At 71.6% G+C, this 16,101-nt stretch carries 15 protein-coding genes; 5 read left to right on the top strand and 10 right to left on the bottom strand.

Annotated elements, in window-relative coordinates:
* Nucleotides 1-13: 13 nt before the first annotated feature.
* Nucleotides 14-826: an RNA methyltransferase gene (locus AB0N27_RS03580; RefSeq protein ID WP_364362801.1), complete on the bottom strand. Its 813-nt coding sequence runs from the start codon at nt 824-826 to the stop codon at nt 14-16.
* A 117-nt stretch (nt 827-943) separates the two neighbouring features.
* Here AB0N27_RS03580 and AB0N27_RS03575 point away from each other — a divergent pair, with 117 nt between their 5' ends.
* Together AB0N27_RS03575 and AB0N27_RS03570 are read left to right on the top strand one after the other, a co-directional pair.
* Nucleotides 944-2,791, top strand: coding sequence for a thiamine pyrophosphate-requiring protein (locus AB0N27_RS03575; RefSeq protein ID WP_364362800.1), 1,848 nt, complete (start codon nt 944-946; stop codon nt 2,789-2,791).
* 141 nt (nt 2,792-2,932) lie between these two features.
* Nucleotides 2,933-3,661 (top strand): hypothetical protein, encoded by a 729-nt coding sequence (locus AB0N27_RS03570; RefSeq protein ID WP_364362799.1) that lies wholly within the window; start codon nt 2,933-2,935, stop codon nt 3,659-3,661.
* Nucleotides 3,662-3,727: 66 nt separating this feature from the next.
* Here the strand turns inward: AB0N27_RS03570 and AB0N27_RS03565 are convergent, their stop codons facing one another.
* From AB0N27_RS03565 to AB0N27_RS03550, 4 genes are all read right to left on the bottom strand, one after another.
* Nucleotides 3,728-5,923, bottom strand: a complete 2,196-nt coding sequence (locus AB0N27_RS03565) for a transglycosylase domain-containing protein (RefSeq protein ID WP_364362798.1) — start codon at nt 5,921-5,923, stop codon at nt 3,728-3,730.
* Between the two features lie 186 nt (nt 5,924-6,109).
* On the bottom strand, nt 6,110-6,877 hold the full coding sequence (locus AB0N27_RS03560) for a hypothetical protein (protein WP_364362797.1): 768 nt from the start codon (nt 6,875-6,877) through the stop codon (nt 6,110-6,112).
* 150 nt (nt 6,878-7,027) lie between these two features.
* Entirely contained in the window at nt 7,028-8,134 is a 1,107-nt protein-coding gene (locus tag AB0N27_RS03555; RefSeq protein ID WP_364362796.1) for an SPFH domain-containing protein, read from the bottom strand.
* A 4-nt stretch (nt 8,135-8,138) separates the two neighbouring features.
* On the bottom strand, nt 8,139-8,612 hold the full coding sequence (locus tag AB0N27_RS03550; protein ID WP_364362795.1) for an NfeD family protein: 474 nt from the start codon (nt 8,610-8,612) through the stop codon (nt 8,139-8,141).
* A 108-nt stretch (nt 8,613-8,720) separates the two neighbouring features.
* On the opposite strand from AB0N27_RS03550, the gene AB0N27_RS03545 reads away from it, so the two are divergent.
* Nucleotides 8,721-10,022 (top strand): serine hydrolase domain-containing protein, encoded by a 1,302-nt coding sequence (locus AB0N27_RS03545; RefSeq protein WP_364362794.1) that lies wholly within the window; start codon nt 8,721-8,723, stop codon nt 10,020-10,022.
* Nucleotides 10,023-10,046: 24 nt separating this feature from the next.
* On the opposite strand, the gene AB0N27_RS03540 is transcribed toward AB0N27_RS03545, so the two are convergent.
* Complete coding sequence (locus tag AB0N27_RS03540; protein WP_364362793.1) at nt 10,047-10,859, bottom strand: DUF3097 domain-containing protein; 813 nt, start codon at nt 10,857-10,859, stop codon at nt 10,047-10,049.
* 232 nt (nt 10,860-11,091) lie between these two features.
* Here AB0N27_RS03540 and AB0N27_RS03535 point away from each other — a divergent pair, with 232 nt between their 5' ends.
* Nucleotides 11,092-11,886, top strand: a complete 795-nt coding sequence (locus AB0N27_RS03535; protein ID WP_364362792.1) for a hypothetical protein — start codon at nt 11,092-11,094, stop codon at nt 11,884-11,886.
* A 145-nt stretch (nt 11,887-12,031) separates the two neighbouring features.
* Here the strand turns inward: AB0N27_RS03535 and AB0N27_RS03530 are convergent, their stop codons facing one another.
* From AB0N27_RS03530 to fabG, 4 genes are all read right to left on the bottom strand, one after another.
* Nucleotides 12,032-12,811, bottom strand: coding sequence for an HAD-IIA family hydrolase (locus AB0N27_RS03530; RefSeq protein ID WP_139587782.1), 780 nt, complete (start codon nt 12,809-12,811; stop codon nt 12,032-12,034).
* Entirely contained in the window at nt 12,804-13,856 is a 1,053-nt protein-coding gene (locus tag AB0N27_RS03525; RefSeq protein WP_364362791.1) for a ferrochelatase, read from the bottom strand. The genes AB0N27_RS03530 and AB0N27_RS03525 overlap by 8 nt, the downstream gene beginning before the upstream one ends.
* Before the next feature lie 97 nt (nt 13,857-13,953).
* The gene (fabI, locus tag AB0N27_RS03520) at nt 13,954-14,721 is read right to left on the bottom strand and encodes an enoyl-ACP reductase FabI (protein ID WP_364362790.1); all 768 of its coding nucleotides are present in this window, start codon (nt 14,719-14,721) and stop codon (nt 13,954-13,956) included.
* A gap of 28 nt (nt 14,722-14,749) precedes the next feature.
* The gene (gene fabG, locus AB0N27_RS03515; RefSeq protein WP_364362789.1) at nt 14,750-15,454 is read right to left on the bottom strand and encodes a 3-oxoacyl-ACP reductase FabG; all 705 of its coding nucleotides are present in this window, start codon (nt 15,452-15,454) and stop codon (nt 14,750-14,752) included.
* Nucleotides 15,455-15,763: 309 nt separating this feature from the next.
* Between fabG and AB0N27_RS03510 the strand changes: the two genes are divergently transcribed.
* Entirely contained in the window at nt 15,764-16,087 is a 324-nt protein-coding gene (locus AB0N27_RS03510; RefSeq protein WP_364362788.1) for a hypothetical protein, read from the top strand.
* The last annotated feature ends 14 nt before the right edge of the window (nt 16,088-16,101 follow it).

Genomic DNA, 16,101 nt, shown 5'->3' with positions numbered 1-16,101 from the left:
ACAAGACGCATGGTCATGCAAGCTGATCGTCGCGACCCAGTTCCCAGAACGCCACGGCAGCGGCGGCGGCGACGTTCAACGAGTCCACTCCGCGCCGCATCGGGATGACCACCCGCACGTCGCTGGCGGACTGGGCCGCCGCCGTGAGGCCCGGACCCTCGGCTCCGAGCAGCAGCGCCGCCCGCTCGCGCTGCGCCGGGGTCAACCGCTGGATCGGTACGGCGTCCGGCGCCGGCGTCATGGCGAGCACCGTGAAGCCCGCCTGCCGCACCTGGTCCAGGCCCGCCGGCCAGGGGTCGAGCTTGGCGTACGGCATCGCGAACACCTCACCCATGCTGACCCGCACACTGCGGCGGTACAGCGGATCGGCACAGGACGGCGACAGCAGCACCCCGTCGATGCCGAGCGCGGCGGCCCCCCGGAAGATCGCCCCCAGGTTGGTGTGGTTGTTGACGTCCTCCAGGATCAGGACCCGGCGCGCGGCGTCGAGCACCTCGGCCGCCGTCGGCAGCGGCCGGCGGTGGAACGACGCGAGCACTCCCCGGTGTACGTGGAACCCGGTGGCCCGTTGCAGCACGTCGGGTGTCGCGGCGTAGACAGGCGTGTCGCCGGTGTCCAGGTCGGCGAGTTGGTCCACGCGCTTGGCGTCGACCAGGTACGACCGGGCGGGGTAGCCCGCGCGCAGCGCCCGGCGCAGCACCAGCTCCCCCTCGGCGATGAACAGGCCGTGCGGTGGCTCCCAGCGGGTGCGCAGCTCGACGTCGGTAAGCGCGCGGTAGTCGGCGATCCGGTCGTCGTCGGGGTCGGTGATCTCGTGGACGGGCACCCGACGATTCTGCCGGACGTCGAGTCCACCCCTCCGCGGCCCGCCCGCGTGGTGTTTTGTCCGATGGAGAAGGGGAACGACCGTGCAGAACCGGACCGGACGGAAGGAAGCAGCCAGGTGAGCACCGACCGCACCGTGCCGTACGAGACCGGCCCTCTGCCCCGGAACCCGACAGTCGCGGACCACATCGTGTCCCGGCTGGCCAGCTGGGGCGTGCACCGCTACTTCGGCTATCCCGGCGACGGCATCAACGGCATGACCTCCGCGCTGCAACGCGCCGGCGAGCGGGCCCAGTTCATCCAGGTCCGCCATGAGGAGACCGCCGGGTTCGCCGCCTCCGCGCACGTCAAGTACGGCGGCGGTCCGCTCGGCTGCGCGCTGGTGACCAGCGGGCCGGGCGCGATCCACCTGCTCAACGGCCTGTACGACGCCAAGCTCGACCACCAGCCGGTGGTCGCCCTGGTGGGGCACACGGCGACCACCGCCGAGGGCGGCGGCTACTACCAGGAGGTGGACCTGCTCGCCCTCTACAAGGATGTGGCAGCGGCGTTCCTGGCCCAGCTCGACAATCCGGCGCAGGTCCGGCACCTCGTCGACCGGGCCTGCCGTACGGCGCTGGCCCGACGTACCGTGACCGCCCTGATCCTGCCGCTGGACGTGCAGGACGAGCCGGCCGTGGTGGACCCGCCGCACGCGCACGGCTACTACCGGACCAGCAACGCGCCGAGCAGCACCCCGACCGTGCCACCGGAGGCGGACGTGCGCCGCGCCGCCGAGGTGCTGCGCGGCGGTGAGCGGGTGGCGATGCTCGTGGGGCAGGGCGCGCTGGGCGCGCAGGACGAGGTCCGCGAGATCGCCCACCGTCTCGGTGCCGGCGTGGCCACCGCACTGCTCGGCTTCACCGCCGTCGACCACCGCGAACCCTGGGTCACCGGCGCGATCGGGCTGCTCGGCACCCGGCCGAGCTGGCAGCTCATGACGGGCTGCGACAGGCTGCTCATCGTGGGCAGCAACATGCCGTACTCGGAGTTCTACCCGCCGCCCGGGCAGGCCCGCGCCGTGCAGATCGACCTGGACGGCACCCAGCTCGGGCTGCGGTACCCGACCGAGGTGAACCTGACCGGCGACGCGGCCCCCACCCTGCGGGCGCTGCTGAACGAGCTGGGCCCCGGCCCCGGGCCGACCGCCTGGCGGGCGAAGGTCGCCGAGACCACCTCAGCGTGGCGCCGGACGCAGCGCGACCTGGCCGAGCAGAGCGCCGACCCGGTCAACCCGCAACTGCTCTTCCACACCCTCAACCAGCGGCTCCCCGACGACGTGATGCTCGCCGTCGACTGCGGCACCACCACCGCCTGGTACGCCAGGCACATCCAGGTGCGCCCGGGAATGCTGGCCAGCCTGTCCGGCACCCTGCTGTCCATGGGCGGCGCCATGCCGTACGCGTTGAGCGCCAAGTTCGCCCACCCGGACCGGCCGCTCGTCGCGCTGATCGGCGACGGCGCCATGCAGATGAACGGCGTCAACGAGCTGATCACGGTGGCGAAGTACTGGCGCAGCTGGGCCGACCCCCGGTTCGTGGTGCTGGTGCTCAACAACCGGGACCTGGCGTTCGTCAGCTGGGAGCAGCGCTCCTCGGAGGGGACGCCGATGTTCCCGGACAGCCAGCAACTGCCGGACATCGCCTATCACCAGTGGGCGGAGGTCCTCGGCCTGCGCGGTGAGCTTGTCGACTCCCCGGAGCAGGTGTCGAGCGCCTGGGACCGGGCGCTCACCGCCGACCGACCGGTGGTGATCAACGCGCTGGTCGACCCGGCCGAGCTGATGCTGCCGCCGCACTTCACCGCCGAGCAGGCCCGCAAGACCGCGGCGGCGGTGCTGCGCGGCGACACCGACTGGGCGGGCATCATCCGCCGCGGCCTACCGTCCACGATCGCCAGCTACCGCCCCCGCCGCCGGGAGAGCTGACCGGGGCCGGCCCCGGCGACCGGTCTGCCGCAACTCGGCTTCGGTGCGTTCGTCCCCGGCATATCGATGGATTGTGAGAGATCGATCAGGGGTACCGTGCCTGTCGGTTCACCCACGGGGGGTGGCACGAGGGAGCTGACGATGAGATCGACGACAATCAGACGAAGCCTGGTCGCCGTGGTGGCGGCGGCGTTGCTGGCTGGCTGCGGGGGCGGCGACAGTGACGGCGGACAGCCGGCATCGACTGCCCCCGCCGACAACGGCGTCGCCGCACTCGCACCGGACGAGGTGCTTCAGCGCGCGACGACGGCGGTGAAGAACGCCAAGTCCTACCACCTGGTGGGTGACATCGACGACGACGGCCAGAAGATGACCCTGGACCTCAAGGTGACGGGCAGTGACCTGGGTGGTCGGGTGTCCATCGACGACGGCACCGTGGAACTGCTCTCGGTGGCCGGCCAGCAGTACATCCGGCCGGACGAGAAGTTCTGGGCGAAGAACGCAGGCGCCCAGGCATCGGACGAGATGGTGAAGCTGATGGGTGACAAGTGGGCGAAGGTCTCCAAGAAGAACGACCTCTCCCAGCTGTTCAACATCGCCAACATCGATGAACTGCTCAAGCCGGACGGCACCATGACCAAGGGCGAGGCCAAGGAGATCGACGGCGTCAAGACCATCGGCCTCGTCGACGGCGACAAGAGCGGCACGCTCTACGTCGCCACCACAGGCGAGCCGTACCCGGTCCGGCTGGAGGGCGGCCAGGACGCGGCGGGCCAGATCACGTTCAGCGAGTTCGGCGCGACCTTCGACGACGTGAAGGCGCCGCCGGAGGGCCAGGTGATCGACTTCGACCAGCTCAAACGCAGGTAGACGACACGAACCGTTACGGCCGGCGCCTCCCCACCAGCGGTGGGGAGGCGCCGTCGTGTCGCGAGGTCAGCCGCGGCGGTCCAGCCAGCGCTGGAGGGCGCTGCGCGGGTCCTGGGTGGGCTGGCGGTCCGGCACCACTGGGGCGCGTTCGACAGGGCGGCGGGGCTCACCGGCCAGCTCACGGCTGGGCGCGGCGAACGCCTTCTCCGGCTGACCCTTCACGGCTGTGGCGATGACCCGGGCGACCGCGTCGATCACCTTCGACTGCACCGCTGAACCCACCGAGTCGGCCGGGTCGTCCGGGTTGGCGGCGATGCCGGCCACCGCGACCTGCGGGGTGAAGCCGACGAACGTCTCGGTGGAGTTCTGCTCCGAGCTGCCCGTCTTGCCGGCCACCGGTCGACCGTCCAGGATGTCGTCGACACCTGTGGCGGTGCCGCCGTTGCACTGCCCGTACGGCGACTGCTGCCCCACCGGGCACCTGGCGGCGTCGGTCGCGGCGCGGGCCACGTCGGCGTCCAGGACCCGCTTGCAGGACGGCTCCCCCACCGGCACCTTCTCGCCGTCGGCGGCGGTCACCGAGACCACAGGCAGCGGCGTGCAGTAGGTGCCCTCGGCGGCCACCGTGGCGTACGCGTTGGCCAGGTCCAGCGGGGTGGTGGCTGCCACGCCGAGGGTGAAAGAACCCCAGTTCGCGGCGTTGTCCTTGGCGAACGCGGCGTCCGAGTCGGCGCGGAACGTGATGCCGAGCCGCTGGGCCATCTCGACCACCTTGTCCTGGCCCACCTGCTCGGCCAGCCAGACGAAGTAGGTGTTCACCGAGCGGCCGAAGCCGTCCCACATCATCCGGTACCCGTCCATCCAGTCCGGGTTGGCGTTGGCCGGGCACCAGCGGCCGTCACAACTGCCCGGCCCCTCGGCCGGGTACCGGGTCGGCAGCTTGGCGGGCGCGTCGAAGCCGGTGGAGAGCGTACGGCCCGACTCCAGCGCGGCGAGCATCGTGAACAGCTTGAACGTCGACCCCGCCTGGTACCCGTCGACGCTGGCCCCGCCGGAGATCAGCGGGTTGACGGTGTTCGGGTAGTTCGCCTGGCCGGCCGGGTTGTCCGCGAGGCTGTAGTGCCTGTTCACGGCCATCGCCAACACCCGACCGGTGCCCGGTTGCACGGCGGCGATCGGCAGGGCGCGCTTGTTGCCGTACCCGTAGACCTTCGTCGCCTGCTGCTGTGCGGTGGCCTGGACCTTGGGGTCCAACGAGGTGACCACGGTGTAGCCGCCCGAGCGCAGGGCCTGCTCCCGCTCGGCCACGGTGGCCCCGAACGCCGGCTGGGTCAGCCACCAGCGCCGCAGGTAGTCGCAGAAGTAACCCCAGTCGTCGTGGCCCTGGGACACGGCGGTGCAGCCGTTGGGCTGCGCGGTGGGGCGCAGGGTCAGCGGCTCCGCCTTGGCCTGCGTGGCCTGGGCGGCGGTGACCGCCCCGGTGGCGACCATCGAGTCCAGCACGTACGACCGGCGGGCGAGCGCCGCGTCCCTGTCGCCGTCGATGGGGCTGTACGCGTCAGGCGACTGCACCAGGCCCGCGAGCAGCGCCGACTCGGCGAGGGTCAGCCGCGCCGGGACCTTGCCGAAGTAGCGCTGGCTGGCCGCCGCGATCCCGTACGCGCCGGAGCCGAAGTAGGCGATGTTCAGGTACCTGTCGAGGATCTCGTCCTTGCCGAGGCTCTTCTCCAACGCGCCCGCGTACCGGATCTCCTGGATCTTGCGCCCGATTGTGGGGTCGGTCGCGGCGGCCCGCTCCTCGGCGGAGCGGGCGGGGTCGGTCTTGAGGACGTTGCGGACGTACTGCATGGTGAGCGTCGAGCCGCCCTGCTCGGTGCCGCCGCCCTTGACGTTCGCCACCAGCGCCCGGGCGAGGCCGCGCAGGTCAGCGCCGCCGTGGTCGTAGAAGCGCCGGTCCTCGGCCGCCACGATGGCCTGGCGCATGACCGGGGCGATGTCCTCCAGCGCGACGTCGGTGCGGTTCACGTCGTAGAACGTGGTGATCAGCGTCTTGCCGTCGTTGGCGTAGAGGTACGACCGCTGCGGGGTGGCCGGGGTGCGCAGCGAGTCGGGCAACGCGGCGTACGACCCGAGCGCCGAGCGCGCGGCGAACCCGAGCAGCAGGTTGCCCGGCAGTGCGGCGACTGCCAGGACCAACCCGGCCAGAAGGCCGGCGAGCAGCACGGTGAACAGCCGCGACAGCGGCGAGCGGGGGGCGGCCATGCAACCCAGGATTGCCACAAAAAACACCAACCGACCACCCCGGCGGCCCGACTGTCACCAACTTCACGGCTCCCCACCAGCCAACTCTCACCCCCGCATCTCGGTGATCATGGGGTTGGCCGGAGCTTTGATCACGGAATCGCCCGCCAACCTCATGATCACCGGAAAGGGTTGGGCGCCGGTGGGTCAGGGGGTTGGGGTGGTGAGGCTGGCGGAGGCGGCGTCGCGTGCCGTCTCGCGGGGCATCAGGCGGCCGGAGCGGTAGCCGATGCCGATCCCGGCGACCAGGACGAAGATCGCGCCGAAGGTCTGGAGGGAGCCGATCAGCGCCCCTCCGAGGCCGAGCAGCGGCGCGGCGATGATCAGCATGACGCCGTCACCGAGGCTGAACGCGCCGGAACGAGCCACCGCCCACCCGGTCAGGAACCAGCCCGCGCTGTAGAAGGTCGCCCCGAGCAGCACCAGCGAACGCGCGGTGGTGCCGAAGACCGGCGTCTGCTCGGCGAGCCCGGCGAACGGCAGCATCAGTACCGTGCCGGCGATGCTCACCAGCAGCCCGGCGGCGGCCACCCGGCGGCTGCGGGTCGCGGCCAGCAGCCCGGTGAGCGCCAGGAGCGCGAGCAGGCCGAGCCAGACCGCGGCCACCCAGCCGATCAGGTACGCGGCCCGGCCGTCGGCCGGATAGGGGTCGTTGCCCACCCCTCCGTCGCTTGCCATCGCCACCGCGCCGTAGAGGATGGCGTACGCGGGCAGCAGCCACACCGCGGCCCGCGCGAACCGGCGTATCGACCAGGCCCAGCTGGCGTTCGTGGCCGGGCCGGCCGGGGTCGGCTCACCGACGAACGGCAGGACGCCGAATCCGCCGCCGCTGCGTCGGGAGCCCAGCGGGGCGACCGGGTCGTGCGCGCCGGGCACGGGGGCCGAGGACCACATCCGATTCGCCGGATCCTTCATGCGTCACCTCGCTCGTCCGCGAGCGGTGCGAGACGCGCCGGGGCGCCCCGATTGCCTGGTCACCACCCGTCCTAGGACCGATCGTGGCAGGCGTCGGAGCGCCCCATGAGCATTTCTCGTATTTAGCCGCCGTGGCGGCCGGGGTACTGATCAGCCGCGCTCGCGCTGGTCGGCGGGGTCGTTGACCAGGCTGGCCGGCGAGACCGGCTCCGGCGCGGGCAGCCCCTGCGGCTTGTTGCCGCCGGTGGCCTGCGCCTCGGCGACGCGTACCTCGTCGTGGATCTGCTGGGCGGCATCCGCCGCGGCCTGCGCCGCCTGCGCGGCCTCGCGCTCGACCTGGCTCGCGTGTTCGGCCGCCTCCGGCGCGGGCAGGTCCCCCACCATCTGGCTCAGCCCGCCGAGCGCGCCACCCATGCCCTCCAGGGCCTTGGTCAGCTCGGCCGGGACGATCCAGACCTTGTTGGCGCTGCCCTGGGCGATCTGCGGAAGCGCCTGGAGGTACTGGTAGGCGAGCACCTTCTGGCTCGGGTTCGCCTGGTGGATCGCGTCGAAGACCGTCCGGATCGCCTTCGCCTGACCCTCGGCCTGCAGGATCCGGGCCTGCCGGTCACCGTCGGCCCGCAGCACCGCGGACTGCTTGTCACCCTCGGCCGTGAGGATCACCGACTGCTTGTGGCCCTCGGCGGTGAGGATCGCCGCGCGACGGTCCCGCTCGGCGCGCATCTGCTTCTCCATGGAGTCACGGATACTGGCCGGCGGCTCGATCGCCTTGATCTCGACCCGGGTGACCTTGATGCCCCAGCGGCCGGTGGTCTCGTCGAGCACACCGGAGAGGTGCCTGTTGATCTCGTCCCGGCTGGTCAGCGCGCGCTCCAGGTCCAGCGAGCCGATCACGTTACGCAGGGTGGTGACGGTCAGCTGCTCGATGGCCTGCAGGAAGCTGGAGATCTCGTAGGTGGCCCGGACCGAGTCGACCACCTTGAAGTAGAGGACGGTGTCGATCGAGACCACCAGGTTGTCCGAGGTGATCACCGGCTGCGGCGGGAAGCTGACCACCTGCTCGCGCATGTCGACCTTGGTGCGCACCGCGTCGATGAACGGCACCAGCAGGTTGAGGCCGGGGTTCAGCGTGCGCTTGTACTTGCCGAGCCGTTCCACCACGTCCTGGCGCTGCTGCGGCACGATCCGCACCGCCTTGGCCAGCGTAATCACGGCGATCAACGCCACCGCGATGATCAGCACTCCGATGACCGTCATGCGTTCACCCTCTCGCTTCCGGCAGCTCGCCGGCGGAAGAAACATCGTCCTGCCATACCAGGGCTGTCGCGCCCCGGACCTTTATCACCCGAACCCGTTGACCGGGCTCGAAAGTCTGCGTCGTGTCGTACGACCGGGCCGTCCACAGCTCCCCGTCAATCTTGACCAGGCCTTGCTCGGCGTCCACCCGTTCCAGCACCAGGGCCGTGGAGCCCTCGATCGCCTCCACGCCGAACGGCTGCTCGCCGCTCTCCAGTGCGGACCGGCCGTGCCGCCGGATGACCGGTCGGACGACCACCAGGCTCAGCGCCGACACCACCGCGAAGACGAGCGCCTGCACGGCCACCGGCGCGCCCAGGGCGGCAGCGCCCGCGGCGGCGAACGCACCGACCCCGAACATGATCAGAAAGAGGGTCGTCGTGAAGATCTCGGCGACCGCCAGTACCACACCCAAAACGATCCACACCACGGCGTCCACACCGCAAGGGTGACACGTTAATGCACGAGCAGCCCACCCGTGATGATCAGTACGCTCGGCGCAGTGACAGCCGTCCACCGAATCCGCCGGCCGAACGAGGAGATCCCCGTGACCCTGCTGCAGGCGACCGCCCGACAGATCGACGACCAGGTCGCCCGGGCACAGATCGACGGTCGTACCCCGTCACTGGTGCTGGGCGTGTTCCGTGACGGCACGCTCGTCCACCTGGCCGCCGCCGGCGAACACCCCCGCCCGGGCAGCGACCTGCAGTACCGGGTCGGATCGATAAGCAAGACGATGACCGCGACGCTGATCATGCAGCTGCGCGACGCCGGCCGCCTCAGCGTCGACGACCAGTTGGAGAAACACCTGCCGGGCACCGCCGTCGGCTCGCTCACCCTGCGTCAGCTGCTCGGGCACGCCAGCGGCATGCAACGCGAACCCGAGGGCGACTGGTGGGAACGGGCGGCCGGCGTCGACCTGGCGACCCTGCTCGCGACAGTGACCACCGACAAGATCGCCTATCCGCCGCACACCGCGTACCACTACTCCAACCTGGCGTACGGGCTGCTCGGCGGAGTGCTCGAACGGCTCACCGGGACACCCTGGAACGACCTGCTCGACGAGCGGATCCTCACCCCGCTGGGCATGCGCCGCACCACGTACACGGCCACCGAGCCGTACGCCCGCGGCTACGTCGTCCACCCCTGGCACGGCACGCTGCGCGAGGAGCCCCGTACCGACACCGGCGCGATGGCCCCCGCCGGACAGCTCTGGTCGACGATCGAGGACCTGGGCAGGTGGGCGGCCTTCCTCGCCGACCCCGACCCGTCGGTGCTGGCCCCCGCCACGCTCACCGAGATGTGCGCCCCCGTGGTGATCAGCGATCTCGACTCCTGGACCGGCGGGCACGGCCTGGGGCTGGAGCTCTACCGCGATGGGGAACGCGTGTACGTCGGGCACGGCGGCTCGATGCCCGGGTACGTGGCCGCCCTCACGGTGCACCGGCCGACCCGTACCGCCGTTGTCGGTTTCGCCAACTCGTACGGCTTCCCGATCACCGGGCTCGGCCGCCAACTGCTGACCACGGTGCTGGACGCCGAGCCGGCGTTCGCGCAGCCGTGGCGGCCGGCCACCGCCACGCCTGCCGCCGGCCTGACCGAGCTGACCGGCCGCTGGTGGTGGATGGGCACGTCGCTGGACCTGAGCTGGGACGCCGGTGACCTGGTCGCCCACGTACGCGGGGAGCGGGTGAGCCGGTTCACCGCCGAGGGACCGGACCGCTGGCGGGGACGGTCCGGCCCGGAGAACGGCGAGATCCTGACGGTGCGGCGCGACGACGACGGACGGGCGGTGGCGATCGACATCGCCACGTTCGTCTTCACGCGCAGTCCCGACGAGGTCCCCTGACCCGCCACCTGACGGGTCGGGCCGTCAGGGCGCTTCCGTGACGAAGTCGATGAGGCGTTCCATGGCGTTGATCAGTGGGGTCTCCACGTCGGCGAAGCTGTTCACGCGGGACAGGATGTGCCGCCACATGTCGGCCGGCTCGGCCACCCCGAGGGCCGCGCAGACCCCCTCCTTCCACGGTCGCCCCGGCGGCACCACGGGCCACGCCGCGATACCAAGCGCCGCCGGCTTGACCGCCTGCCAGACGTCCACATAGGGATGGCCCGTCACCAGCACGTACGGCGAGGTGACCCGGGCCACGATGCGGCTCTCCTTGCTGCCGGGCACCAGGTGGTCGACGAGGACGCCCAGTCGCCGGGTCGGTGCGGGGCCGAAGTCGCGGACGTCGGCGTCGAGCGCGTCGATGCCGTCCAGCGGCTCCACCACGACGCCCTCGATCCGCAGGTCGTCGCCCCAGATCCATTCGACGAGCGCGGCGTCGTGGATGCCCTCCACCCAGATCCGGCTGGCCTTGGCGACCTGGGCGCGGACGTTGTCCACGGCAACCGAACCGGACGCGGTACGTCGGCGGGCCGCCGGCACCGGGGCACGGATGGGGCGGCGCAGGGTGACCGGGCTGCCGTCGAGCAGGAACGCCGCCGGCAGCAGCGGGAAGTTGCGCCGTTTGCCGTGCCGGTCCTCCAGGACGACGGCGCCGGCCTCGAAGCCGACCACCGCACCGCAGAAACCGGAGTCGGCGTCCTCCACCACGAGGTCCGGTTCGGCGTCCACCTCGGGGGTGACCTTGCGCCGCCGCCAGTCCCCCGCCAACACGTCCTCGCCGTATCGCCCCGCCATGTCGATCACGCTAACTCCCGCGCCAGCACCCCGGTCCCCCGACACACCGCGTACGTCACGAGGTGGATTCGAGCCGCCCGGAACATCGTTCCGTTTCTTCAAGGGAGGCAACGGTGACCAGCACCGGGTCGGGCGAGATCGTTCCCGGCACGGACCCGGGCAGTTCGGGGCACGCAGGGCGGCCGGAGCGGCAGTCGAGACAGGGCCGGTCGTGACCACGTACCCTTTCGGCATGTCCACCCCCGCAACGGGCGCGGCCACACTCGCGCCGCGCCGGTCGAGCCGGTTCGTTGCCTGGGTGCGCGCGTGGCGAGCCGGGTTGGTGCCGTACGACGAGGTCGCCGACGCCATCGCCGGTGACGAGGAACATCTCGTCGCGGACGCCCCGGGCACCTGGACCGACGTCCCGCTGGGCGCCGCGCTGCCCACCCTGGCCAAGATCTCCCCCGACGAGATCCGCCTGGTGCTGCCCGCACCCGGCGACCCCCGGGGTCTGCCCGGCCCCGGCGACTTCGCCGGCGCGGCGCTGGTGGCGGGTGAGGCGGTGGTCGCCGGCGGGCTCGGGTTGATCCCGGAGGTCCGCTCGCACACCTCCGGCTCCGGGGACTGTTTCGAAACCGTCCTGTGGCGGGTGTACCCGCTGCCGGCCAACGCGCCCGCCGCGTCACTCTCGTTGCCCGGCGCCGCCGAGGCGGAGGCCGAGCTGGCCGCCGCGCTGGCCGAGACGACCGCCGCGCTGACCCGCCTCGACGTCGCCCAGTGGCGGCCCGAGCTGGCAGGCGCGCTGGCCGCGCTACGCCGCCCCGACGGCACCACCGACCTGCCACCAGGGTTCGACCCGAGGGCCCGTCGGCTCTTCGCCCGGGCCGCGGTGCTCGACCGGGTGCTCGCGCTGGCCGGGCACTCCGCGCCCGGCGGCGCGATCAACAACTATGAGGCGCAGCAACGGGACGCGGCGCTGCGACCACTCACCGCCGCCTGCCGCCAGGCCCTGGTGGCCGCCTGCAACGCCCCCCTACGCCCCTGACCAAACCATCCCCGCGAACCCCCGCGCCCCACCACCGCCGTCGCCGATCTTGCAGTTTCCGTCGTCGATATGAGGGGGAATGCCCTTCGTGTCGCGACAGCAAGTGCAAGATCGCGGGACGGGGGGTGGGGTGGGGTGGGGTGGGTTAGACCTCGTCGAGCAGGTCCGCTACCGAGTTGATGATCCGGGACGGGCGGTACGGGTAGCGCTCCGCCTCGGTGCGGCTGCTGATCCCGGTGAGCACCAGGATGGTCTCCAACCCGGCCTCCAGACCACACAGGATGTCGGTGTCCATCCGGTCACCGATCATCGCGGTGCTCTCCGAGTGCGCGTTGATCGTGTTCAGCGCCGAGCGCATCATCATCGGGTTCGGCTTGCCGACGAAGTACGGCTCCACCCCGGTCGCCTTGGAGATCATGGCGGCGACCGAGCCGGCGGCGGGGAGCGCGCCCTCCACGGACGGGCCTGTCACGTCGGGATTGGTGCAGATGAACCGGGCCCCGTCGTTGATCAGACGGACCGCCTTGGTGATCGCCTCGAAGCTGTAGGTGCGGGTCTCACCGAGGACCACGTAGTCCGGGGCGAAGTCGGTGAGGACGTACCCGACGGCGTGCAGCGCCGTGGTCAGCCCGGCCTCGCCGATCACGTACGCGGTGCCGCCCGGCCGCTGGTCGGCGAGGAACTGCCCGGTGGCCAGCGCGGACGACCAGATCGACTCCTCCGGCACGTCCAGCCCCATCCGGCTGAGCCGGGCCGTCAGGTCCCGAGGGGTGTAGATCGAGTTGTTGGTGAGCACCAGGAACGGCTTGCCGGAGGCGCGCAGCCGGTTGACGAACTCCGGCGCGCCAGGCACCGGCTGGCCCTCGTGCACCAGCACGCCGTCCATGTCGGTCAGCCAGCTCTGCACGGGCTTGCGGTCATGCATCGGTGCTCCCAGCAGGCGTCGGGCGACGGGTCGGCACGCAGCAGACGGTGGGGCAGGTGTCCCACATCGGCAGCTCGCCGAGGCGGCGTCGCAGCTGCGCGCCGTCCGGATCGGTGCGCTCGGTGACCAGCTCACGGACCATTGTCACGAAGCGCGGGTCGGTGCCCGGTGTGGCGGCGCGGACGAAGTCCAGACCGAGCTGCTTGGCGGTCTCCAGCGCCTCGGTGTCCAGGTCCCACACCACCTCCAGGTGGTCGGAGACGAACCCGATCGGGCTGACCACCACGCTCGTGGTGCCGTCCTGCGCGAGGGTGGTCAGGTGGTCGTTGATGTCCGGTTCCAGCCACGGCACGTGCGGCGGGCCGGAGCGGCTCTGCCAGACGAGGTCGTACGGCAGGTCGGGGGCGGCGGCCTCGGCGACCAGCCTGGCGCTCTCGCGCAGCTGCGCCTCGTACCGGCCGCCGTGCGGCCCGGCATTGGCGGCCATCGAGCTGGGGATGGAGTGGGCGGTGAAGACCAGCCGGGTGCTGTCCCGCTTCGCCGGGTCCAGCTGACCCAGGGCGGTCCGGACGGCGTCGACGTGCGGCTCGACGAAGCCCGGGTGGTCCCAGAACTGGCGCAGTTTCTCGATCACCGGCGCGTCCGGGCCCACCGCGGCCCGGGCGGCGGCGATGTCCTCCTGGTACTGCCGGCAGGACGAGTACCCGCCGTACGCGCTTGTGACGAACGCCAGCGCCCGGGTCACCCCCTCGTCCCGCATCTGCGTCACCGTGTCGGCGAGCATCGGGTCCCAGTTGCGGTTGCCCCAGTAGACGGGCAGGTCGAGACCGTGCGCGGCGAAGTCGGCGCGGACGGCGGCCAGCAGGTCACGGCACTGCTGGTTGATCGGGGACACCCCGCCGAAGTGCTGGTAGTGCTCGGCGACCTCGGCCAGCCGCTCGGGCGGCACACCTCGGCCACGTGTCACGTTCTGCAGGAACGGCATCACGTCCTCGGGCCGCTCCGGCCCACCGAAGGACACCAGCACCACCGCGTCGTACGACATGGGGTCATTCTTGCCGGTCGGCCGGGAGCGCCAGGCGACGCCCCTGGTCTGGACCGCGTGGATCACACGGACGAGACCGGGGGCGTCGTCGGGAACGTCAGGCGCCGATGGCGTGGTAGCCGCCGTCGACGTGCACGATCTCGCCGGTGGTGGCGGGGAACCAGTCGGACAGCAGCGCCAGGCAGGCCTTCGCGGCGGGCTCCTGGTCGGTGAGGCTCCAGCCCAGCGGGGCACGCTCGGTCCAGGCGTCCTCGAACTGGTCGAAGCCGGGGATCGACTTCGCGGCGATGGTGCGCAGCGGCCCGGCGGCGACCAGGTTACTGCGGATGCCCTGCTTGCCCAGGTGCATCGCCAGGTAGCGGGACGCGGACTCCAGGCCGGCCTTGGCCACGCCCATCCAGTCGTAGACCGGCCAGGCCTTCGTCGCGTCGAAGGTCAGGCCGACCACCGCGCCGCCCGGCGACATCAGCGGCAGCGCCGCCATCGCGAGCGACTTGTACGAGAAGGTGGAGACGTGCAGGGCGGTCGCCACGTCCTCCCACGGCGCGTCGAGGAAGCCGCCGCCGAGGCAGCTCTGCGGGGCGAACCCGATCGAGTGCACGACGCCGTCGAGGCCGTCGACGTGCTCGCGGACCCGGTCGGCGAGGCCGGCGAGGTGCTCGGTGTTGGTGACGTCCACCTCGATGATCGGCGCCGGCTCGGGCAGCCGCTTGGCGATCCGCTCGACCAGGGAGAGCCGGCCGTAGCCGGTGAGCACGACCTGCGCCCCGTTCTCCTGGGCGAGCTTCGCCACCGAGAAGGCGATCGAGGCGTCGGTGATGACACCGGTGACGAGCAGTCGCTTACCGGCGAGCAGTCCGGACATGCGGGGTTTCCTCCGTAGTCAGAAAGGGTCAGTGGCCCATGCCGAGGCCGCCGTCGACCGGGATGACGGCGCCGGAGACGTACCCGGCGCTGTCCGAGGCCAGCCAGGTGACCACTGCGGCGACCTCGTCGGGGCTGGCCATCCGGCCGGCCGGGATCGACTTGCGGATCTCCGCCTTGCGGTCGTCGGACAGGCCTGCGGTCATGTCGGTGTCGATGAAGCCGGGCGCCACCACGTTCGCGGTGATGTTGCGGCTGCCCAGCTCCCGGGTGATCGAACGGGCCACGCCGACCAGGCCGGCCTTGCTGGCGGCGTAGTTGACCTGGCCGGCTCCGCCGGACAGGCCGACCACCGAGGAGATGAAGATCATGCGACCCCACTTGGCCCGCAGCATCTTGCCCGACGCCCGCTTGGCGACCCGGAACGCGCCTGTGAGGTTGGTGTCCACCACACCTGTGAACTGCTCCTCGGTCATCCGCAGCAGCAGCGTGTCGTCGGTCATGCCGGCGTTTGCGACAAGCACCTCGACCGGGCCCAGCTCGGCCTCCACAGCGGTGAACGCGGCGTCGATCGAGGTCGCGTCGGTGACGTCGGCCCGTACGCCGAACAGCCCTTCCGGCGGCTCGCCGCTGCGGTGGGTGACCGCCACCCGGTCGCCCTGCTTGGCGAAGGCCTGCGCGATGGCCAGGCCGATTCCCCGGTTGCCCCCGGTCACCAGCACGGTACGGGCCACTGTTCCCCCTTGCGAATGGTCAGCACGGACGCGTCGGAGCCTAGGCGTTACCGGCAGGTAAGCGCTAACGGGAGTCGTGCCACACCGGGGTACGACACCGGGATCAACCCCTGGTGGCACGCCCCGACCGGGGGTTGGCCCGTAGCCTCCCGGTGGTGAACCGGCAACCGATCGTCGTGGTCCTGCGGGCCCTGCGGCAGACAGTGCTGGGCCCGGACGCCCCGCCCGGCCGGCCGCTGCTGGCCCGGGCTGGCCCGCCATGCCGGCCCGGTCGGCCTGCTCGCCGCCCTCGGTCTCTTCTGGATCACGGTGACGGTGGAGAGCGACTGGGGCCTGCCGACGCCGATCGCGGTGCTGTTCGCGGCGATGACCGTGGCACCGCTGTTGGCGCTGCCCCGGCGTCCGCTGCTGGCCTGGCGGCTGACGGTGCTGGCCCTGCTGGTGTGCACGTTCAACGCGCCGGCCGACCAGTCGTGGCCGTGGACCCCGCCGCTGGCGCTCGGCTCGGTGGCGGTGCTCGCGGGTGTCGTCGCGCGTGTCGACCGGCCGGTGCTTCCGTCCGACACCTCGGGTGTACGATCATCGACGTTCCGGCCGGGCCGACTTGCAGGAGGTGATCGCTGTGCGAGATAGCGATCCTCCCAGTC

The sequence above is a fragment of the Micromonospora sp. NPDC093244 genome, from assembly GCF_040683695.1.
In the GTDB taxonomy this organism is placed as follows: Bacteria; Actinomycetota; Actinomycetes; order Mycobacteriales; family Micromonosporaceae; genus Micromonospora.
Note: the sequence above shows the minus strand (reverse complement) of the source record. Positions and strands in the feature narration are given on the sequence as shown.

What these genes read in the sequence shown, in the direction of transcription:
- AB0N27_RS03570 (WP_364362799.1), top strand. Translation starts at nt 2,933, where the DNA reads ATGAGATCGACGACAATCAGACGAAGCCTGGTCGCCGTGGTGGCGGCG.
- AB0N27_RS03565 (WP_364362798.1), bottom strand. Translation starts at nt 5,923, where the DNA reads ATGGCCGCCCCCCGCTCGCCGCTGTCGCGGCTGTTCACCGTGCTGCTC.
- AB0N27_RS03560 (WP_364362797.1), bottom strand. Translation starts at nt 6,877, where the DNA reads ATGAAGGATCCGGCGAATCGGATGTGGTCCTCGGCCCCCGTGCCCGGC.
- AB0N27_RS03555 (WP_364362796.1), bottom strand. Translation starts at nt 8,134, where the DNA reads ATGACGGTCATCGGAGTGCTGATCATCGCGGTGGCGTTGATCGCCGTG.
- AB0N27_RS03540 (WP_364362793.1), bottom strand. Translation starts at nt 10,859, where the DNA reads ATGGCGGGGCGATACGGCGAGGACGTGTTGGCGGGGGACTGGCGGCGG.
- AB0N27_RS03535 (WP_364362792.1), top strand. Translation starts at nt 11,092, where the DNA reads ATGTCCACCCCCGCAACGGGCGCGGCCACACTCGCGCCGCGCCGGTCG.
- AB0N27_RS03530 (WP_139587782.1), bottom strand. Translation starts at nt 12,811, where the DNA reads ATGCATGACCGCAAGCCCGTGCAGAGCTGGCTGACCGACATGGACGGC.
- AB0N27_RS03525 (WP_364362791.1), bottom strand. Translation starts at nt 13,856, where the DNA reads ATGTCGTACGACGCGGTGGTGCTGGTGTCCTTCGGTGGGCCGGAGCGG.
- fabI (WP_364362790.1), bottom strand. Translation starts at nt 14,721, where the DNA reads ATGTCCGGACTGCTCGCCGGTAAGCGACTGCTCGTCACCGGTGTCATC.